We start from the raw sequence: 18,509 nt of genomic DNA, 5'->3' as shown, positions 1-18,509 counted from the left end.
CAGTCGGCTCGCGCTCGGCGCCGCCGGCACAGGACGCGGGCGGGGAGGGACGCTCCCTTCCCGCCCGCCCCCGGTACGGGCGCGCGCTCAGGCGAGCAGGCGCTCGCTGAGCCCCCACAGCCGGAGCGCCGCCTCGGGGTCGATGGCGTGGGGGGCGACGTCGGTGGGCGGCGGCCCGTCGAAGTGCGGGTCCGCCGGGGCGGGGTCGACCGCCGAGACGTCGTTGTCCTTCAGGTAGACCCCGCCGAGGGAGGCGAGGAGGGGGCTCGTCGCCGCGAACACCATCGTGCTCGCGCCCTGCTCGATGTTCTTGAGTCCGCGTTCGGGGTCGTTGACCCGTACGCCGTCGGCGTCGATCAGCCCCTGGGCCCGCAGCACCTCCTCGGGCAGCCCGTCCGGGACCGGGGCGCCCTCGGGACGGTAGGCGCCCAGCGACGTGCCCAGGATGATCCCCGGGTGCACGGCGTAACCGCGGATGCCGTCGGCGGCCCAGCGGCGGTCCAGCTCGACCGCGGTGAGCACGTTCGCCGTCTTCGACTGGCCGTAGGCGATGTGGGGGTCGTAGTCGCCCCGGGTGAAGTGCGGATCGTCGAAACGGACGCCCGTGAGGCGGTGCGCGCCCGAGGTCATGTTGACGACGCGGGCGCCGCCCGCCGCCCGCAGCGCGGGCAGCAGTCCCGTGGTCAGCTGGAAGTGGCCGAGGTGGTTCGTCGCGAACTGCGACTCGTACCCCCGCGCGTCGCGCACGAGGGGGCCCGCCATGATGCCGGCGTTGTTGATCAGGATGTGCAGCGCACGGCCCGAGGCGAGGTAGGCCGCGACGAACGCGTCGACCGACGCGGGGTCGAGCAGGTCGAGCCGCGCCGTCTCCACGCGCTCGACACCCCGCAGCGACTCCGCGGCCCGGCGGGGGTCGCGTGCGGCCACGGTGATCGACGCGCCCGCCTCGCCGAGCACGCGCACCGCCTCCCGGCCGAGGCCGTTGTGGCCGCCCGTCACGATCACGTTCCGGCCGGTCAGGTCGATGCCGGCGGCCACCTCCCCGGCCGTCGAGGCCGGGGTGAATCCGGTGCCGATGGGGTGCTGCCGACCTGTCATCTCTGCTCCTGTCGTAGGCGTGGAAGGGGGCGTGGATGTCGCCATGGGGATCCGTTCCGTCGATGTGGACGGCATCCACTGTGCGTTCTCGCCTCACCGGGGTGAAGGCACGGTTCGTCCACGGATCATCTGTCCCTGGATGGCCGCGGCACGACCGCGGATACTGGAGGGGTGACGGATCGACAGGGCCTTGCCACCTTCCTCCGGCGTCGGCGCGAATCGCTGCGGCCGACGGACCTCGGGATGCCCGAGGGCGTGCGGCGGCGCACCCCCGGGCTGCGCCGGGAGGAGGTGGCGCAGGCCGCCGGCATGTCGGCCGACTACTACTCGCGCATCGAGCAGGGCCGCGGCCCCAACCCGTCGGAGGCGATCATCGCCTCACTCGCGCGGGCCCTCCGATTGGACCTCGACGAGCGCGACTACCTCTACCGGCTGGCGGGGATGGCGCCGCCGGCGCGGCGGCCGGGGCGCTTCATCAGCCCGGGGCTGATGCGCATCGCCGATCGGCTCACGGACATCCCCGTCGTGATCGCCACCGACCTGGAGGTCGTGCTCTGGCAGAACCCGCTGGCGACGGCGCTCACCGGGCCGGCGGCCCCGGCCGACGGGGTGCGCGCCAGCATCACGTGGCGGTGGTTCACCGAACCGGGCACCCGGGCCCGCTTCCCCGAGGAGGAGTGGCCGCTGCATTCGGCCGCGCACGTCGCCGGGCTGCGCGGCACGGCCTCGCGCCGCGGCGGTGACCACGACGTGCGGGAGCTCGTCCGGCTGCTCGGCGGGGCGAGCGACGAGTTCCGGGCGCTGTGGGAGGCGCACGACGTCGGCGTGCGGCGGTTCGACCGGAAGACGTTCCTCGTGCCGAACGTGGGCGCGTTGCAGTTGACCTGCGAAGACGTTCTCACGACCGAGAACGACATCAGGATGCGCGCCTTCTTCCCGACCGAGGGCACGGACGCGCGCGAGAAACTCGAACTGCTCGCGGTGATCGGAGTGCAGCGGTTCGACGGCTCGGCCCTGTACTGAACCGCGCCGGATGCGCGCGGCGGTGCGAGGGGCACCCTGATCCGCCGCCGGAGGGCCGCCCTACCCCGGAGCGCGGAAGGCCCCTCGGCGGTCAGCCGCCCGTGCCGGTGGCGCCGCCCTCCGGGGGCTCCTCGGAGGCGGGCATCGCGGCGCGCATCAGGGTCGACAGCAGCAGGAGCACCGCCGCCGCGGCGAACCCGAACCGCAGGTCGCCGGTCAGCTCCCCCAGGGCGCCCGCGGCCATCCCGCCCAGCGCGGTGCCCCCCGTCATCACCAGCTGGTTGCCCGCCGACACCCGCGACAGGTGGCTGTCGGGGGTCGCGCGTTGCAGGGCCGTGATCGCCATGACGCCGAAGACCGCGGCGGAGGCCGACCCCGCCATCAGGCCGGCGGAGATCGCCCAGACCTGGGTGGTCAGGACGAGCACGACGCTGTCCACGGCCATGAACGCGCAGGAGAGCGTGAGGAGGCGGAGCTCGCCCACACGCGCCGCCAGCCGGCCCGTGAGCGAGGCCCCGACCAGGCCGCCGACCCCCAACGACGCCATGAGCAGGCCGAAGCCCCAGGTGTCCAGCCCCACCGGTCCGGGCGCGACCAGGTACAGGGCGAGCACGGCGAAGGTGAGGCTCCCCGCGAAATTCGCCACCCCGCCCCAGAGCGCGACGACGGCGATGCGGCGGCTGCGGACCAGCAGGACCAGCCCCTGCCGTATCTCGGTGAACAGGGCGGTGCGCTCACCCGCCGGTCCCGGCGGCCTGCGGGGACCGACGCGCACGCGCCAGAGCAGGAGCGCGGACAGGGCGTGGCACGCCGTGGACACCAGCAGCGGCGCGGCCTTGGAGAGCGCGAACAGGGTTCCGCCCGCGGCCGGTCCGACCAGCTCGTTCCCGGCCAGGGACACGGCGTGCCGGCGGCCGTGCGCGCGGGAGAGCTCCTCCCGGGGCACCACCCCGGGGACCATGGCCGGGGTGGAGGTGTCGAAGAAGGCCTCGCCGACCCCGAGGAGGAAGGCCGCGGCGAACAGCACCGCCAGGGTGAGGTGGTCGGTGAGCAGGAGGACGCCGACCGCTCCCAGCAGGACCGTCCGCAGGGCGGCGGCGCACAGGGCGATGGTCCGCCGGTCCAGCCGGTCGCCGAGCGCTCCGGCGGGGAGGCCCGTGACGAGCCAGGCCAGGGTGGTGGTGACCGAGACCCCGGCGACCAGTGCCGGGGACCGGGTCAGCTCGACCGCGACCAGGGGCAGCGCGACCCGGACGAGCCCGTCCGCGAGGTTCGCGCTGCCGGAGGCCCCCCAGAGCAGGGAGAAGTCGCGGCCCAGCGGACGCGGCCGCCGTGCCGGTGCGGAGGGGGTGGGGGGCACTTCGCTCATTCTGGTCGGGGGTTCCGGAGGGGTTCGGGGACGTGGTGGGGGCCGTCGCCCGGCCCGCGCCGCCGGCACGGGCGGCGGCCGAGGCCCCGGGACGACCCGACAAGGGTAAGGGAAGGAGCCGCCCCCGCGGACGCGCCCGGGAGCGGCGGTTCCGGCGTCCGGCCGCGCGGGCGGGGCGGGCCCGCGGCGGCCCGCGCCCGGACCGCGCGACGGGTGTCGGCGGGTGTTCAGGAACGGCGGCCCGAGAGCGCGTCGCGCATACGGTCGATGAGCCCGGCTCCCGGGGCCAGGATCCGGTTGGCGGGCGGGGTGTCCGGGGCGCTGGGATGGGGGCGCGTGGGCGCCCACTCCTTGGCCTTGACCACCTTGGCCCCCAGGTCGCGCAGCTCCTCCCGGGTGCACGCGGCGCGCAGCCGCGGCAGCAGGTCCTTCTCCTCCTCGTCGATGTGGTGGCGGATGTCCGCGATCAGCTCGTCCAGCAGCCGCTGGAACTCGGGATCGTCGGCCTCCAGGCCCTCCAGGTCCTTCATCACCTGTTCGGCCTCGGCGTGCTCCCGGAGCTCGTGGTCGACGAGCCGGTCGCCGTCCTCCAGTACCCGGCGCGCCGCCGGGTACATGTGCTGTTCCTCGGCGACGGAGTGCCTCACCAGCTCGGTGATCACGTGTTCGGTCAGCTGCTTGCGCACCTGGGGGGAAGAGGAGTTCTCCAGCTCGGTGAAGATCTGCTCGACCCGGCGGTGGTCGGAGATGATGACATCGATGAGGTCGGGTTCCTGCGTTTCCGCGGTCATGGTCTCTCCCTCGGGTCACGGACATCGACGACCGGTGTTCGGGCGGCTCCGCCCTCGGGTGGCGCGCCGGTACCGTGCACGTCCGGCTGCGCCCGGGCCTCGCCGACCCGGTCGTCACACGTGGCAACGGAGGTCAGACGTTACCAGTCTGTGACCTCACCGGCCCTGATGTGCGCGCGTGTCCCCGGGATCTCCCGTTCGACGGACGCCGCGGTCGGGTCCCGTGCCCCGCGAAGCGGTCCGCGGGGTGCCGTGGGCGAGCGGGCCGAGCCGCGGGCGCCCGTGCACAGGCGGGCGCCCGGCCGGGCGGTGGGGCCGCGCTCCTACGGGGCGTCCTCAGGAGAGAGGTGGACGTTCACCCACCGGGCGCCGTCCGGCCCTCGGGAGTCCAGGTCGACCTGCACCAGCCAGCGCCCGGGGCGCAGGGGGATCTCGTCGAAGTGGTCGGCGTCCCCGATCGAGAGCACCCCGGAGCGCAGGACGATGACCGACGCGTGGTCGGCCGAGGCCACGGGAGCGGTGCGGACGTGGACGTTCAGCTCGACGTCGGCGTCCTCGGGCTCCACCATGCGGCTGTTGACGACCTCGATGGTGACCTGGTCCTCCACGGCGAAGAAGGGGCCGCCACCGGTGAGGTGCCCGTAGTCGCCCGTGTACTCCCCGGGGCCTTCGCAGTAGATGCAGCCCCAGTAGTAGTCGCGGACGCTGTGGAGTACGGGATCGGTCGCCATGGCACCGAGTGTGCACTCCCACGGGGACATTGCGCCCCGTGCGGCGCGGAGCCGGGACGTTCCGCCGGTGGACGGCGGTGAGCCCCTCGAAGGCGGCGCCGACGGGCACCGCGGGGGGCCGACCGGCCCCACGGCGGCGCGCCGGTCCCGGGCACGGCGCCTCCGCCCCGCGCCTTCCCGCACGGCGGCCGTTCGCGCGCCCGTAGGGGTCTGGGCAACCGGCACGGAAGGTGTTCTGATGGTCACCCGCCGATCGGAACAAGGAACCCCCATGCCCTCGCCCTCCTCCCCCGGGCCGTCCCCGACCGCCGCCGCGGCCCCCGCGCGCGTGGACGTCCGCACCCTGCGCACCGACCTGCGCCACCTCCTCCTGGACGCGTCGGTCGCCCTGGCGGTCACCGCCGCCGTCTTCGCCCTCCTGCGGCACCGCATCGTCGAGGGGACCTCCCAGACCCTCGCCGTGATGCCGTACCTCGCCGACGCCGACCGCTACCTGCTCTACTGGCTGTGCCAGGCCTTCGGCTGGTCGGGGCTGCTGTGGGCGTGGATCACCGTCATGCTCGGGCTGCTGCGCGCGACCGCGCCGGGGCGGTGGACGGTGGTCTCGCACGCCCGGATCGAACGGTGGCACCGGGTCACGTCCATCACCACCATCGGGCTGATGTTCGCGCACGCCCTGGCCTTCTTCCTCGAACTCCTGCGGGAGAACGCCGACGGCCTGGGGACCGCCGCCCTGCTCTGGTCGGCGTTCGTGGACGTGTTCGTCCCGGGCGGGTACGACTCGGGCACCGGCCGTGTCGCGATCCTGCTCGGCCTCATCGCCCTCTACCTGGCGGTCCCGCTGGGGCTGTCGTTCTACGTGCGCTCCTGGACCGGGACCCGGCTGTGGCGGGTGCTCCACCGGTTCGTCATCGTGGTGTACGCCCTCAGTGTGTGGCACACCCTGCTGTACGGCACCAACGTGTGGTTCGACGGCTGGTTCCGCACCGCCGTGTGGGCGCTCCAGCTGCCCGTGGCCCTCCTGCTGCTGGCCCGCCTGCTGGCGCCGCTGCGCCGGGAGGAGCGGCTCGCGGTGAAGGATCTGCGCCGCCCCGGCCCCCTGCTCCGGCTCGCCGGACGGGTCGTCACGGCCGCCGGGGTGGTGGTGCTCCTCCTGGTCACCGTCACCGGCCGCGACGGCGGGCGGACGCCCGGGGCCGAGGGCGGCGACATGCTCGTCACGCAGCCGATGGTGTGGGGCGCCCTCGCGGTCCTGCTGACCGTCATGGGCGCGGTGGCCCTCGCCGTACGGCGGGACCGCTCCGCCGCCCCCGCCGGGTGAGGGCCCGGCCCGGTACCGGGGGCGGAGGCCGCCGGTGCCGGGCGGGCCGCGGGAGCCGTCCGGCCGCCGCGTCCGGGGCGCCCGCCGGGTGGCGGCGGACGGTGGACGCGGCCCCGCACGTGCCCGCAGCCGTCCCCCGGGGCGCGATCCGCCGCGGGCCGGGGCCTCCCGGCCGAGTCGATGCGCTCCCCCGGAGACCCGGATGCGGCCGGGGGCCTCCCGGCCGGGCGCCCGGGGTCACACGGGCGGCATCAGGTCGCTCTCGCTGACGGTGTACGCCAGCGGGGGGTAGGTGAAGTCCGTTTCGTTGTTCTCGCGGCGGCGCATCCGGTAGAACTCGACCCTCTGCTCCTCGTCGGCCGGCGTGAGGCGGACCCCCTGCGGGAGGTACGCGTGTCCGTCGCGGAAGCGGACGCGGGTCTTCGACGTCCGGAAGGTCACCCCCAGCCACTCGGCGTCCCCGTCCCCGGTCCCGCCGGACGCGTCCAGCACGATCCTGTGCTTGAGGCGCCGGTTCGACGCGACGGAGAAGGCGACGATCCCGTTGTGGACGAGGGGGACCTCGAACCTCTCGGCACCGCCCCCCTTGGACTCGAAGACCAGTTTCCTCAGCGGCCCCGCCCCGGGGTCCCGGTAGCAGGAGAGAACGGCGATGAACGACCCCTCGGCCAGGTCGAGGGCCTGGTCGGAGTGGGCGCCCATGGTCCTGTAGGCGTTCGTGTAGCTCTCGACGAGGGCGTTGTCGAAGCCGACGGGGACCGCCGCGCGTTCGCGGACCCGTCGCGCCAGCCGTTCGTGCACCTCCCGGAAGCGCTGCGCCGGGAGGCCGTACCGGGTGGTGGTGCGCACCAGGGGCACCCCGCCCGCCTCGTCGACCCTGGCGAGCACGGCGCCCCGCCGGCCCTTCCCCAGGTCCTCCCAGCGGACCGACGCGGACAGCTCGGTGAAGAGGTCCTCCCCCGCCGGAAGGGCGCAGGAGACGACCTCATCCGAGATCGTGGATTCGGGGGGCAAGGTAGTCTCCCGTGTTCATACTGAAGCGGAACCGGTCGCCGTAGTCGATGAAGGACGAGGTCCTGTTCTCCTCGGCGTACAGCCTGCGCAGCTCGTCCATGCCCTCCGGGGTGGGCGGCTCCAGCGCCACCGGGCCTCCGGGCGCCTTGAGGAACGTGCGGCCGTCCCTGTGGACGGCCTCGGTGTCCGAACAGCGCACCACGTACCCCAGGCGGGTCGGGAGCAGGGCGGCGTCCAGGGACGAGGGCCGGATCTCGTGCGTGTACAGGCGGTTGGTGGACAGCGGCATGAAGAACACGGAGCCGGGATACAGGGTCAGCGTGAACTGCGGCGGGAGCGCGTCCCCGCCGTGTTCCGCGGCCGGCTCCTTGAGGCGGAAGCGGAGCCGCGTCAGCCCGCTGGTGGTCTTCACCCCGCGGTCGAAGGCGTCCCCGGCCAGGGGCCGCAACCCGTCGAGCCCGTCGTAGAAGGTGCAGAAGGCCATGATCCCGTTGACGGGCATGTCCTTGGTCTTGTCGGCGTGGGAGGAGATCCTGGCCTTGGACTGCTTGCGCCCGGCCGCGGCGGCGGTGTTGTGGTAGATCTGCGCGAGGACGTGGTTGAGCGGCGCGTGGCCCCGGAAGACGGCGGCGGCCTCGCGGTTCAGGGCCCCGACGACGGCCGTGTCGGTCGGCCCGAAGTCCTCGGTCGGCCCCGACAGGTTCGTGGAGCACCGGAGCAGGCGGAAGTGCAGTTCGTCGCCGCTCCCGGTGACGGGTGTCAGGTAGATCCCGCTGCGGTGGGCCGTCCCCGGCTTGGTGGACTCCGTCAGGGACTGGAACGCGTGCTCCGCGCGGATCCGCCCGAAGTGGTCGGCGCCCGGGTCGAAGAAGCGGCGGTAGTACACGCCGGCGCCGTGCACGCGGACGGGGACCCGGCCGGGGCCGACGGTGGTCCAGGGCCCGTCGGCGTCCCCGTGGCGACCGCGCTCCGGGTCCCGGACGGCGAACACACGGTCCGCCTCCCGCAGCCGGTCGGCGCCGGCGGCGGACACGTCGCCGTACAGGTAGACGGTCTTTCGCGCGGGGTCGAACGCCCCGGAGGCGAGGTCCTCCGGCGTGATCACGGTCCCGAAGAAGTTCCCGGCCGGGTCGTCGTCCCGCGACGCGGCGGGGACGACCAGGACGTTGTCCGCGTCTTCGAGTCGGGCCTCCCCCGGCCCTGTCGTGCGCATCAAACGGACCTGCCATTCGCTGATGTCGAGGGATCGCTCGGAGCCGTGGACGTGAGAGCGGCCCGGGTCCTTCCCCTGCCACGGAGGAACGTGGAGGAAAGGGGGCGGACCATGGGGGCCCGATGCTCTCACGGGGCCGAACAGAGGACAACGGATTATGCCATACCGGGGCACGGAGCCGACCGGTGTGGTTCCGGGGCCCGAAGCCGCGCGGAGAGGCCGCGACCGGGGCCAGGCCGAGACCTCCTGAGCCGGGGTGTGATGTGATCGGCCCCGTCGGCTGTACCGAGGGCGCCCGGCGCCACCCGCGCTCAGCACTATGGGAGAACAGGCCGCCGACGGCTGCGGACCGCGGCGGCCCGTGGGGCGGACGGTTCCGCATTGCCCCCGGAAAGGCGGCTGCGTAGGCTCTTGGCCGGATCATCGCGGGTTGCGAGCCGACGGGAGAGACCGGGCCGTGAAAGCAGGAGCGACACCGGAGCGGACGGTGGGCGGGCGGTACCGGCTGGTCGAACAGCTCGGGTCCGGCGGCTTCGGGCGGGTGTGGAGGGCCCATGACGAGGCCCTCGGGGTCGAGGTCGCGGTCAAGGAGATCCTGCTGCCACAGCGGTCGGGAACAGCGGAGCACCGGGAACAGGTGGCCCGAGCCACCCGCGAGGCCCGCAACGCCGCCCGCCTGCGCGACCACCCGCACGTCGTCGCGGTCCACGACGTGATCGTCGAGGACGGGGTCCCGTGGATCGTGATGCGCCTGGTCCGGGGGCGCTCGCTCGAGGAACGCCTACGCGAGGAGGGGGCGCTGCCCTCCGCGATGGTCGCCCGGGTGGCCTCGGCGCTGCTGGAGGCACTCAGAGCCGCGGAGGCCGCCGGGATCGTGCACCGGGACCTGAAACCGGCGAACGTGATGCTCGCCGAGAACGGACAGGTCCTGCTCGCCGACTTCGGCATCTCCGTGCACGAGGCCGACACCCGCCTCACCGCCACCGGAGGGGTGATCGGCTCCGTCGAGTACATGGCCCCCGAGCGCCTCAACGGTGCCGGGGAGCACATCTCCGCCGATCTCTTCTCCCTGGGCGCGACCCTGTACAGAGCCGTCGAAGGCGTCTCCCCGTTCCACCGGGAGACCGCCACCGCCACCATGGCCGCCGTGGTGCTGCACGACCCTCCCCCGCCGCGGCGGGCGGCCCCCGCACTGGCCGCGCTCATCACCTCCCTACTCGCCAAGCGCCCCGAAGACCGGCCGACGATCGACGGCCTCGCGGCCCTCCTCGACACCATCGTGCCCACGATCGCGGTACCGCCGCTCTCGGGACCGCCCGCGCCGCACACCCCGACCCTGCGGGCCCCGGCGGTACAGGCGTCGCGGTCCGTCCGCGCGGGACGCCTGGCCGTCGCGGCCTGCCTTTTCACGTTGGGGATCGGCGGTATCGCGTTCGGCTGCTACATGTACATCACCGAGGGCGGCTGGGCGGGCGCTTATCTCATCGGCACCGTCGGCGCCGCTTTGTCAGCGTTGTGCCTGGGCCTGGCGGCGATGTTCCAGCGCTGGAGGGACCGGGCCGGACCGCCCGTACGTGTCGTCCTGGCGACCTTCCTGTCGGTCTTCCTGCCCGTGGCCGCGGGTTTCGCCGTGTGGAACACGGTGCTGCTCGCGTAGCGCCTCCAGCCGCCCTCCGAACTCCTGCGGGCCGCTGGCGGTCGCGGGCCCGGGGCGATCGCCCGGGGCCGTATTCGTCCGCGTGTCGGCTCTCGTTCAGGCGGGGGACGGAAGTTCCGGATAGAAACCGTGGGTGACCACTCCCCCACAACGAGGAGCCTCCATGGTACGCACCCACCTCTCGCGCCGGTCCGCCCTCCGCCTGGGCGCCGCGGGCACCGCGAGCGCGCTCCTGGCCGGGGGCGGGGCCGCGCCCGCCCTCGCCCAGGGCCGGAACCGCCCGGTGCTGACGCACGGCATCCAGCTCGGCGACCCCCGCGCCGACGGGGCCGTGGTCTGGACGCGGTCCGACCGCCCCGCGCGGATGGTGGTCGAGGTCGCCACCCGGCCCGACTTCCGCGACGCGCGCACGGTCCGCGGGCCGCGGCTCACCCCGGCCGCCGACGGCACGGGGCGGGTCCGCATCACCGGCCTCCCCCCGGGCCGGGAGGTGTACCTGCGGGTGCACGCCGAGAACGGGCGGTACTCCAGCGAGGTCCTCGAAGGCGGCTTCCGCACCCCCGGGGGCGGCGGGGGCGACACGATCCGCTTCGTGTTCTCCGGAGACGTCGCGGGCCAGGGCTGGGGCATCAACCCCGACATCGGCGGCATGCCGATCTTCGCCTCCATGGCCGACCGCGACCCGGACTTCTTCCTCCACCTGGGCGACGCGGTCTACGCCGACGGCCCGCTCCAGGAGAGCGTCGTGCTGCCCGACGGGCGCACGTGGCGCAACGTGGTCACCGAGGAGAAGGCGGCGGTCGCGCAGACGCTGGCCCAGTTCCGCGGCCAGTACGCCTACAACCTGCTCGACGGGGCCCTGCGCGACTTCGCCGCCCGGGTCCCGCAGATCGTGCAGTGGGACGACCACGAGGTCGTCAACAACTGGTACCCGGGCGAGATCCTGGACGACCCCCGCTACACCGAGACCGACGTCGACCTCCTGGCCCGGCGGGCCCACCGGGCCTTCCACGAGTGGATGCCCATCGTCCCGGCCGAGGCGGTGGACGGCAGGATCCACCGCAAGCTGTCCTACGGCCCCGACCTGGACGTCTTCGTCATCGACATGCGCCCCTACCGGGACGCCAACTCGGCGGGGACGGCCGCCTTCGAGCGCGTCCTCGGGGCCGCCCAGGCGCGCTGGCTGGTCGAGGAGGTCTCGGCGTCCACCGCGACCTGGAAGGTGATCGCCTCCGACATGCCGCTCGGCGTGATCGTGCGCGACGGCGAGGGCATCGAGGCGGTGGCCAACGGCCTGCCCGGCGAACCGCGCGGGCGCGAGGCCGAACTCGACGGGGTGCTGCACGGCCTGCACCGCCGGGGCGCGCGGAACGTGGTGTGGGTGACGGCCGACGTCCACTACACCGCCGCGCACCACTACTCCCCCGACCGCGCGAGCAGCCGCGAGTTCACCCCGTTCTGGGAGTTCGTGTCCGGGCCACTGCACGCCGGCGCGTTCGGGCCCAACGCGCTCGACCCCACCTTCGGGCCCGAGGTGGTGTTCCAGCACGCCCCGCCCGTGGCGAACACCTCGCCGCTCGACGGCTACCAGCACTTCGGCGAGATCGAGATCGACCGCGGGAGCAAGGAGCTCACCGTCTTCCTGCGGGACGCCAACGGGGACTCCCTCTGGACGCGGACCCTCACCCCCGAGGGCCGCTGACGCCGACCGGTCCCGGCCCCGGCCCTGCTCCGGGGCGGGGCCGGATCCGCCGCCGGCGCGGAAATCGGCCGCGCACCTCCCGGGCGGCGGCCCGGTGGTGAGAGGGTGGAGCGACCGGCGCACAGGACGACGGCGGACACGGACGGGGCGGGCATGGACGAGACCGAATTCGACGCGGTGGTGGTAGGGGCCGGGCCCGGTGGCGAGGTCGCCGCCGGAAGACTCGCCGACGCCGGGCTGAGCGTCGCGATCGTGGAGGCCGACAAGGTCGGCGGGGAGTGCTCGTACTACGCCTGCATGCCGTCGAAGGCCCTGCTGCGCCCGGGCGAGCTGCTGATCGAGGCCCGCCGGGTGCCGGGGGCCGCGGCCGCGGTGACCGGGCCGGTGGACGTCGGCGCCGTTCTGCGCCGCCGGGACGAGATCATCGGCGGGCGCGGAGAGGACGGCGGACTGCGCGACGACGGCCAGCTGCCGTGGCTGGAGGAGCACGGGATCACGCTGTTCCGCGGGCGGGGGCGGCTGGTCGGCGACCGGCGGGTCGCGGTCGGCGACACGGTGCTGCGGGCCCGGCGCGCGGTGATCCTGGCCGGGGGCACCCGGGCGGCGCTGCCGCCGATCGACGGGCTCGCCGACGCCCGGCCCTGGACCAACCGGGAGGCCACGACCGCCCGGGAGGTCCCGGGGTCGCTGGTCGTGATCGGCGGCGGGGTCGTGGGCACCGAGATGAGCCAGGCCTACCGGTCGCTGGGCGCCGCGGTGACCCTGGTGGCCGGGAACCGGGGGCTGCTGCCCCGCGAGGAGGCGTTCGTCGGCGAGCAGGTCGGCGCGTCCCTGGTGGAGCAGGGCGTGGACCTGCGCACGGGGCGGCGGGCGGTGTCCGTGCGCCGCGAGGGCGAGCGGGTGACCGTGGTCCTGGACGACGGCGCGGAGCTGCACGCCGACGAGGTGCTGGTGGCCGCCGGCCGGGTGCCCCAGAGCGCCGGGCTGGGGCTGGCGGAGGTCGGCGTCGAGACCGAGGGGTTCGTCAAGGTCGACGAACGGATGCGGGTGCCCGGCCTGGAGTGGCTCTACGTGATCGGCGACCTCAACGGGCGCGCCCTGTTCACGCACATGGCCAAGTACCAGGCGGCGGTCGCGGCCGCCGACGTCCTGGGCTCCGACATCGTGGTGGAGCACCTGGCGGACGGCCCCGGCGCGCCGCGGGTGGTCTTCACCGAGCCGCAGGTGGCCTCGGTGGGGCACACGGCGGCCAGCGCGCGGGAGGCGGGGCTGCGGGTGCGCGTGGTCGATGTGCCGACGGACGGGAACGCGGGCGGGGCGTTCACCGGCGCCACCCGGGGCACGGCCCGGTTCCTCGTCGACGAGGACGCGGAGGTGCTGGTGGGCGCCACCATCACGGGGACGGGCGTGGCCGACATGCTCCAGTCGGCGACGATCGCGATCGTCGGGGAGGTGCCGGTGCGCAGGCTGCGGCACGCGGTCCCGGCGTTCCCCACGCGCAGCGAGGTCTGGCTGCACCTGTTCGACGCCCTGGGCGTCTGACCCCCGCAGGCGCCCCGGGCCCGGCCCGGGGCGCCTGCGGGGCGGAGCGGTACCGGGACGCCGGCGGACCGCCGGTCTCCTTCCGGCCGATCGACGAGAAGGAGCCGCACGGGCTCGCCCTGCTGGAAAGCGACCTGACCACGGAGCGGGAGTACCGCGTCCGCTGGGACCGGGCGCAGGCCCGTCAGGCGCCGGCGTCCTCGAGGGCGGCGGCCCAGGCCGGCAGGGGCTCGCGGCTCGCCCACCACGGCTCCGGCGCACCGGCCACACCGGTGCGGGCCGCCACGACGCCCCCGGCGATCGCGCAGGTGGTGTCCCGGTCGCCCAGGCCCGCCACCGTCGTCCAGAGCGCCTCGGCCAGGTCGTCCGGATGGCCCGCGGCCGCCCAGAGCGCGAACGGCACGGTGTCCTGGGCCGACATGAGGGTGCCGTTGCCCAGCATCGCGGCCGCGTGCTCGGGCGCGGTGCCCGGCGCCAGCCGGGCCGCCCGCTCCAGGCCCGAGCGCACCCGGGAGGGTTCGAGCCGTCCGGCGACCGCGCGGAGGAAACCCGCGCGGTCGGGCGCGGGGTCTTCGCGGTGGCGCGCCGCCAGGGCGGCGGCCAAGGCCACCGCGACCGCGCCGGCGACGGCCTCGGAGTGGGTGTGGGTCACCGTGGCGGACAGGGCCGCCTCCTCGGCGACGCGGTCGAGGTCGTCGGCGAAGTAGGCGCCCAGCGGGGCCACCCGCATGGCGGCGCCGTTGCCGTGGGAGCCCTCGCCGCCGAACTGCCCGGCGGCGGCCGGGCGCCACGGCTCCCCGTCGGCGATCCGGCGCAGCAGCCGGTTCATCGACGGCCCGTAGCCGCGGCCCGGGTCGTACCGGGCGGCGAAGTCCGCGGCGAGGGCGTCCTGGTCGATCCGCCCGTGCCCGATGAGCACGGCGAGCACGGAGAGCGCCATGGCGGTGTCGTCGGTCCAGGGCCAGACGGGCTCGGCCGGCCACCGCCGCCGGCCGACCGCCTGCTCCGCCTCGTCCGGCGGGAGGAAGTACCGGTCGCCGAAGGCGTCCCCGAGCGCGAGCCCGCCCAGGCTCCGCACGGCCCGCCCGATCCGCTGCTCCGGCATCCGCCGCCTCCGTCCGCCGTGTCGCCGCCCCCATCATGCCCGGTACCTCGGCGGCCGCGCCGCCCGGGCCGGGCGCTAGCCTCGGCGCATGCACGTCATCGAACGCGGATCGGGCACGCCGGTCGTCCTGCTGCACGGTTTCGGGGTCGACCACCGGCTCCTGCTCCCCCTGGACCCGGTCTTCGAGGCGCAGGGCGGGTGGCGGCGGCTGTACGTCGACCTGCCCGGGACCGCCGGCACGCCGGCCGGGGCGGCCGCGGGCACCGAGGACGTGGTCGCCGCCGTGGAGGACGAGATCGGGCGGCGGCTGGGCTCGGAGCCGTTCGCGCTCGTGGGCAACTCCTTCGGCGGCATGGTCGCCCGCCGGGTCGCCCACGACCTGCGGCCGCGGGTCCTGGGCCTGGCGGTGCTGGCCGCGGTGTTCGTCGCCGACCACGCGGAACGGGACGTGCCCGCGCGCACCGTGCTCGTGGAGGACCCGGCGGCGGTCGCGGGCCTGGGCGGGGCGGGCGGGGAGTACGCCGAGATGGCGGTGGTGCAGTCGGCCGACAACGCGCGGGCGTTCGCCGAGCACGCCCTCCCCGGGCTGCGCTCCGCCGACGGGGCGGCGCTGGAGCGCATCGCCCGGCGCTACGCCCTGGACCGGGAGCCCGAGGAGGAGGCGCCGGAGCCGTTCACACGGCCGTCCCTGTTCGTCACCGGCCGCCAGGACCAGGTGGTCGGCTACCGCGACGCGTGGGCGCGGGTGGAGCACTACCCGCGTGCGGCGTTCGCCGTGCTCGACGCCGCCGGGCACAACGTGCACCTGGACCGGTCGGCGCTCGTCGCGGCGCTGGTCGCCGACTGGCTCCGGCGGATGCGCACCGTTCCCTGACCGGGTTCCCCCTCCGCGCGGCACGGAGGTGCGGGCGGGCCCGGCCGGTGCCGCGCGGCGTATCGGCGCGGGCCGGTCCCCGCCCACCGGCCCGGCGCCGGGCGGTCTCCGCCGGAGTGCGCGGTCCCCCGGCCGAGGGCCCGCGGTCCCCGCGCGGTCCGGGTGCCGCGGGCCGCGGCGGCGGTGTGCGCACGCCGCGGTCACCCCCCTTGGAACACGGGGCCGCGGCGGCTACGCTACAGCCGCGCCCCGTCCGGGGCCGGTCGTCCCCGCGCGGTGCGCGGGCGACGGCGTGCGGGGCACGGAAGGGGAACACGGTGAGCGAAGCCGTCCTGTCGGTGGGTCTGCACCCGAGCACGGTCGACTTCGACCGGTACCCGGGTGTCACCGAGGAGATGCTGCGGGCCAGGATCGCCGAGGGCGACAGGGCCGTGCGCGACGCCGGGTTCGACGTCGTCACCTGCCAGGTCACCGCCGACCCCGACGAGGCCGAGGCCGCGCTCCGCGCGTGCCTGGACGGCCGGCCCGTCCGCGTCGTGATGATCGGCGCGGGGCTGCGCATGGCCCCGGAGCACACGCTGCTGTTCGAGCGGGTGGTCAACCTGATCACCTCCCTCGTCCCGGGCGTGGTGTTCTGCTTCAACACCTCGCCGGACACCACACTCGACGCGCTGCGCCGGTGGGTGCGGCCCGACCTCTGACCCGTGGCCGGGGTTCAGGGGGTGCGGAGCGCGGCGAAGAAGGCGCGGATGTCGGCGGCGAGGACGTCGGGCACCTCCAGGGCGGCGAAGTGGCCGCCCCTGTCGAACCGGCTCCAGTGCACGATGGCGGAGTTGTCGCGCTCGGCGAGGACCCGGATGGTCTGGAAGTCGTCGGCGAAGACCGCGACGCCCGTGGGCGCCCTGTTCACGCGCGGCCCGTCCTGGGCCCGCGCGTTCTCGAAGTAGGAGCGGCCCATCCCGGAGGCGGCGTTGGCGAACCAGTTCACGCTCACCTCCAGGAGGATCTTCTCCAGCGGCACCAGCGAGGTGCCGTTGCCGAAGGAGTTGAACAGCTCGCTGTAGGCGAGCAGGCCCACCGGCGAGTCGCTGAGGCCGACCGCGACGGTCTGCGGCCGCGAGGCGTTCATCGTGTTGTAGCCGCCCACCGACTGGAACCACCGCATGTGCTCCAGGCCGGCGTGGTCCCGCGGCTCCATGCGCTCGAACTCGGCGGGGTCGCCCGAGGGGAACGAGAAGAGCTGCAGCACGTGCAGGCCCAGGAACCCGTCGGGCTCCAGCAGTCCCAGCTCCCGGGCGACCATCGCGCCGTTGTCGGAGCCGTGCACGCCGTAGCGCTCGTAGCCGAGCCGGCGCATCAGGGTGTCGTAGGCGGCGGCGACGCGGGCGGTGGTCCATCCCCCGGAGGCGAGCGGCTGGGAGAAGCCGTAGCCGGGCGCGTCCGGGATGACCAGGTGGAAGGCGTCCTCGGCGCGGCCGCCGTGGGCGACGGGGTCGGTGAGGGCGTCGATGAGGTCGAGGTAGTCGACCGAGGAGCCGGGGTAGGTGTGCGCGAGCAGCAGGGGCGTGGCGCCGGCGTGCGGTGAGCGGACGTGGACGAAGTGGATGTCCTGGCCGTCGATACCGGTGGTGAAGTGCGGGACGGCGTTGATGCGCGCCTCGGCGGCGCGCCAGTCGAAGTTCCGCCAGGCGGCGACGGCCTCGCGCAGGTAGGCGTTGGGGGTCCCGGTCTCCCAGTCGTCGGCCGGGGAGGGCTGGGGCAGCCGGGTGCGGGCGAGCCGCTCGTGCAGGTCGGCGAGTTCGGCGTCGGTGACCGCGACGGTGAAGGGTCGGATGTCGGTGGCGGCGGAAGCGCTGGTGTTCTCCATGTCTCCGACGCTACGGTCCTATCAGGAACGTTCCGTTCCTCTTTGAACATACGGCCTGTGAAAAAATCCCCGGGGGTACCGGATGTCCGACACGGCGGCCAGGCTCCTGGCCCTGCTGTCCCTGTTGCAGTCGCGGCCCGACCGGTCCGGCCCCGAACTCGCCGAGCGGCTCGGGGTCAGCGGCCGCACCGTCCGCAAGGACGTCGACCGGCTGCGCGGTCTCGGCTACCCGGTGGAGGCGTCCCGCGGCTCGGCGGGCGGGTACCGGCTCGGACCGGGCGGCCGGATGCCCCCGCTGCTGCTCGACGACGAGGAGGCGGTCGCCGTGGCCGTCGGCCTCCGTGCGGCGGCGGGCGTCTCGGGGGTCGCCGAGTCGGGCGGCCGGGCGCTCGCCAAACTCGAACAGGTGCTGCCGTCGCGGCTGCGCCCGACGGTCGACGCGCTGCACGGGGCGATCGAGCACGCCCCGGAGAACACCGCCACCGACGCGCCCGACCCGGAGGTCGACCCGGGGGTGCTGCGGGCGGTGGCGCGCGCCGTCCGCGACGGCGAGTGGCTGCGGTTCGACTACGGGGGCGACCCCCGGCTGGTGGAGCCGTACCGGCTGCTGGCCTGGCAGCGCCGCTGGCACCTGGTCGCCCGCGACCCGCGCGACGGGGCGTGGTCGACCTACCGGGTCGACCGGATGGAGCCGCGGACGCCGACCGGGCGGCGCTTCGACCCGGTGCCGCCTCCCGGCGGCGACCACACGGCGTTCGCGATGCGGACGATCGCGTCGCAGGGGTGGAAGGTGCACGCGCGGCTGCGGGTCCACGCGTCGGCGGAGCGGGTGCTGGAGCGCATCAACCCGGCGGTGGGGGTGGTCGAACCGGTGGACGGGGGGATCTCGGTGCTGGTCACCGGCGCCGACAGCCTGGACACGGTCGCCGTGTACGCGGGCATGCTCGGCATGGACTTCACCGTGGAGTCCCCCGCCGAACTGGTGCCGCTGCTGCGCGCGCTGTCCGAGCGCTACGCCCGGGCGGTCGCGGGCTCCCCGGGGTGAGGGCGTCCCTGAAGTGAGAACGAGGACCGACGCCGGGCGCGGGCGGCCCCCCCGGGGCGCGCCCCCCCCCGGCGGGGCCCCCCCCCGGGGGCGCCCCCCGGGGGGCCCCCCCCGGGCGCCCCGCGGGCCCCATGAGAAGGGGGGCGGGGTGTTTTTG

At 75.0% G+C, this 18,509-nt stretch carries 16 protein-coding genes; 8 read left to right on the top strand and 8 right to left on the bottom strand.

Annotated elements, in window-relative coordinates; all coding sequences use genetic code 11:
• Nucleotides 1–87: 87 nt before the first annotated feature.
• On the bottom strand, nucleotides 88–1,098 hold the full coding sequence (locus ACFVNO_RS13950; RefSeq protein WP_355269876.1) for an SDR family NAD(P)-dependent oxidoreductase: 1,011 nt from the start codon (nucleotides 1,096–1,098) through the stop codon (nucleotides 88–90).
• A 171-nt stretch (nucleotides 1,099–1,269) separates the two neighbouring features.
• Between ACFVNO_RS13950 and ACFVNO_RS13945 the strand changes: the two genes are divergently transcribed.
• Nucleotides 1,270–2,121, top strand: a complete 852-nt coding sequence (locus ACFVNO_RS13945; RefSeq protein ID WP_355269878.1) for a helix-turn-helix transcriptional regulator — start codon at nucleotides 1,270–1,272, stop codon at nucleotides 2,119–2,121.
• A gap of 91 nt (nucleotides 2,122–2,212) precedes the next feature.
• Here ACFVNO_RS13945 and ACFVNO_RS13940 read toward each other — a convergent pair whose 3' ends face one another.
• The 3 genes from ACFVNO_RS13940 to ACFVNO_RS13930 all read right to left on the bottom strand — a co-directional run bounded on the left by ACFVNO_RS13940 (nucleotide 2,213) and on the right by ACFVNO_RS13930 (nucleotide 5,012).
• Nucleotides 2,213–3,490 (bottom strand): MFS transporter, encoded by a 1,278-nt coding sequence (locus tag ACFVNO_RS13940; RefSeq protein ID WP_378892447.1) that lies wholly within the window; start codon nucleotides 3,488–3,490, stop codon nucleotides 2,213–2,215.
• Between the two features lie 227 nt (nucleotides 3,491–3,717).
• Nucleotides 3,718–4,281 (bottom strand): hemerythrin domain-containing protein, encoded by a 564-nt coding sequence (locus ACFVNO_RS13935; protein WP_355269881.1) that lies wholly within the window; start codon nucleotides 4,279–4,281, stop codon nucleotides 3,718–3,720.
• 323 nt (nucleotides 4,282–4,604) lie between these two features.
• Nucleotides 4,605–5,012, bottom strand: a complete 408-nt coding sequence (locus tag ACFVNO_RS13930) for a hypothetical protein (RefSeq protein ID WP_355269883.1) — start codon at nucleotides 5,010–5,012, stop codon at nucleotides 4,605–4,607.
• 271 nt (nucleotides 5,013–5,283) lie between these two features.
• On the opposite strand from ACFVNO_RS13930, the gene ACFVNO_RS13925 reads away from it, so the two are divergent.
• The gene (locus ACFVNO_RS13925) at nucleotides 5,284–6,333 is read left to right on the top strand and encodes a ferric reductase-like transmembrane domain-containing protein (RefSeq protein WP_355269885.1); all 1,050 of its coding nucleotides are present in this window, start codon (nucleotides 5,284–5,286) and stop codon (nucleotides 6,331–6,333) included.
• Between the two features lie 237 nt (nucleotides 6,334–6,570).
• On the opposite strand, the gene ACFVNO_RS13920 is transcribed toward ACFVNO_RS13925, so the two are convergent.
• Nucleotides 6,571–7,347, bottom strand: a complete 777-nt coding sequence (locus ACFVNO_RS13920) for a hypothetical protein (protein WP_355269887.1) — start codon at nucleotides 7,345–7,347, stop codon at nucleotides 6,571–6,573.
• Nucleotides 7,319–8,560, bottom strand: coding sequence for a hypothetical protein (locus ACFVNO_RS13915; RefSeq protein WP_355269889.1), 1,242 nt, complete (start codon nucleotides 8,558–8,560; stop codon nucleotides 7,319–7,321). Before ACFVNO_RS13915 ends, ACFVNO_RS13920 begins: the two co-directional genes overlap by 29 nt.
• Before the next feature lie 457 nt (nucleotides 8,561–9,017).
• Between ACFVNO_RS13915 and ACFVNO_RS13910 the strand changes: the two genes are divergently transcribed.
• From ACFVNO_RS13910 to ACFVNO_RS13900, 3 genes are all read left to right on the top strand, one after another.
• Nucleotides 9,018–10,217, top strand: coding sequence for a serine/threonine-protein kinase (locus ACFVNO_RS13910; protein WP_355269891.1), 1,200 nt, complete (start codon nucleotides 9,018–9,020; stop codon nucleotides 10,215–10,217).
• 163 nt (nucleotides 10,218–10,380) lie between these two features.
• Entirely contained in the window at nucleotides 10,381–11,919 is a 1,539-nt protein-coding gene (locus ACFVNO_RS13905; RefSeq protein ID WP_355269893.1) for an alkaline phosphatase D family protein, read from the top strand.
• A 153-nt stretch (nucleotides 11,920–12,072) separates the two neighbouring features.
• Nucleotides 12,073–13,461, top strand: a complete 1,389-nt coding sequence (locus tag ACFVNO_RS13900) for a dihydrolipoyl dehydrogenase family protein (protein WP_378892435.1) — start codon at nucleotides 12,073–12,075, stop codon at nucleotides 13,459–13,461.
• A 184-nt stretch (nucleotides 13,462–13,645) separates the two neighbouring features.
• On the opposite strand, the gene ACFVNO_RS13895 is transcribed toward ACFVNO_RS13900, so the two are convergent.
• Entirely contained in the window at nucleotides 13,646–14,566 is a 921-nt protein-coding gene (locus ACFVNO_RS13895) for an ADP-ribosylglycohydrolase family protein (RefSeq protein WP_378892432.1), read from the bottom strand.
• Nucleotides 14,567–14,654: 88 nt separating this feature from the next.
• Here ACFVNO_RS13895 and ACFVNO_RS13890 point away from each other — a divergent pair, with 88 nt between their 5' ends.
• Together ACFVNO_RS13890 and ACFVNO_RS13885 are read left to right on the top strand one after the other, a co-directional pair.
• Complete coding sequence (locus ACFVNO_RS13890) at nucleotides 14,655–15,440, top strand: alpha/beta hydrolase (protein ID WP_355269899.1); 786 nt, start codon at nucleotides 14,655–14,657, stop codon at nucleotides 15,438–15,440.
• A 317-nt stretch (nucleotides 15,441–15,757) separates the two neighbouring features.
• Entirely contained in the window at nucleotides 15,758–16,141 is a 384-nt protein-coding gene (locus ACFVNO_RS13885; protein ID WP_355269901.1) for a hypothetical protein, read from the top strand.
• A 14-nt stretch (nucleotides 16,142–16,155) separates the two neighbouring features.
• On the opposite strand, the gene ACFVNO_RS13880 is transcribed toward ACFVNO_RS13885, so the two are convergent.
• Nucleotides 16,156–17,307 carry an epoxide hydrolase family protein gene (locus ACFVNO_RS13880; protein ID WP_378892428.1) on the bottom strand — a complete coding sequence of 384 codons (1,152 nt, stop codon included), beginning with the start codon at nucleotides 17,305–17,307 and terminating at the stop codon, nucleotides 16,156–16,158.
• Between the two features lie 82 nt (nucleotides 17,308–17,389).
• Between ACFVNO_RS13880 and ACFVNO_RS13875 the strand changes: the two genes are divergently transcribed.
• The gene (locus ACFVNO_RS13875) at nucleotides 17,390–18,352 is read left to right on the top strand and encodes a helix-turn-helix transcriptional regulator (RefSeq protein WP_378892425.1); all 963 of its coding nucleotides are present in this window, start codon (nucleotides 17,390–17,392) and stop codon (nucleotides 18,350–18,352) included.
• The last annotated feature ends 157 nt before the right edge of the window (nucleotides 18,353–18,509 follow it).

It is taken from the genome of Nocardiopsis sp. NPDC057823 (genome assembly GCF_042797335.1).
Lineage (GTDB): Bacteria > Actinomycetota > Actinomycetes > Streptosporangiales > Streptosporangiaceae > Nocardiopsis > Nocardiopsis changdeensis.
The sequence above is the reverse complement of the archived record's forward strand: the minus strand, read 5'-3'. Positions and strand labels throughout refer to the sequence as shown.

Excerpts from the sequence above, each read along its gene's own strand:
- ACFVNO_RS13875 (WP_378892425.1), top strand. The coding sequence starts at position 17,390 with ATGTCCGACACGGCGGCCAGGCTCCTGGCCCTGCTGTCCCTGTTGCAG.
- ACFVNO_RS13930 (WP_355269883.1), bottom strand. The coding sequence starts at position 5,012 with ATGGCGACCGATCCCGTACTCCACAGCGTCCGCGACTACTACTGGGGC.
- ACFVNO_RS13895 (WP_378892432.1), bottom strand. The coding sequence starts at position 14,566 with ATGCCGGAGCAGCGGATCGGGCGGGCCGTGCGGAGCCTGGGCGGGCTC.
- ACFVNO_RS13940 (WP_378892447.1), bottom strand. The coding sequence starts at position 3,490 with ATGAGCGAAGTGCCCCCCACCCCCTCCGCACCGGCACGGCGGCCGCGT.
- ACFVNO_RS13890 (WP_355269899.1), top strand. The coding sequence starts at position 14,655 with ATGCACGTCATCGAACGCGGATCGGGCACGCCGGTCGTCCTGCTGCAC.
- ACFVNO_RS13915 (WP_355269889.1), bottom strand. The coding sequence starts at position 8,560 with ATGCGCACGACAGGGCCGGGGGAGGCCCGACTCGAAGACGCGGACAAC.
- ACFVNO_RS13935 (WP_355269881.1), bottom strand. The coding sequence starts at position 4,281 with ATGACCGCGGAAACGCAGGAACCCGACCTCATCGATGTCATCATCTCC.
- ACFVNO_RS13900 (WP_378892435.1), top strand. The coding sequence starts at position 12,073 with ATGGACGAGACCGAATTCGACGCGGTGGTGGTAGGGGCCGGGCCCGGT.
- ACFVNO_RS13925 (WP_355269885.1), top strand. The coding sequence starts at position 5,284 with ATGCCCTCGCCCTCCTCCCCCGGGCCGTCCCCGACCGCCGCCGCGGCC.
- ACFVNO_RS13950 (WP_355269876.1), bottom strand. The coding sequence starts at position 1,098 with ATGACAGGTCGGCAGCACCCCATCGGCACCGGATTCACCCCGGCCTCG.
- ACFVNO_RS13880 (WP_378892428.1), bottom strand. The coding sequence starts at position 17,307 with ATGGAGAACACCAGCGCTTCCGCCGCCACCGACATCCGACCCTTCACC.
- ACFVNO_RS13905 (WP_355269893.1), top strand. The coding sequence starts at position 10,381 with ATGGTACGCACCCACCTCTCGCGCCGGTCCGCCCTCCGCCTGGGCGCC.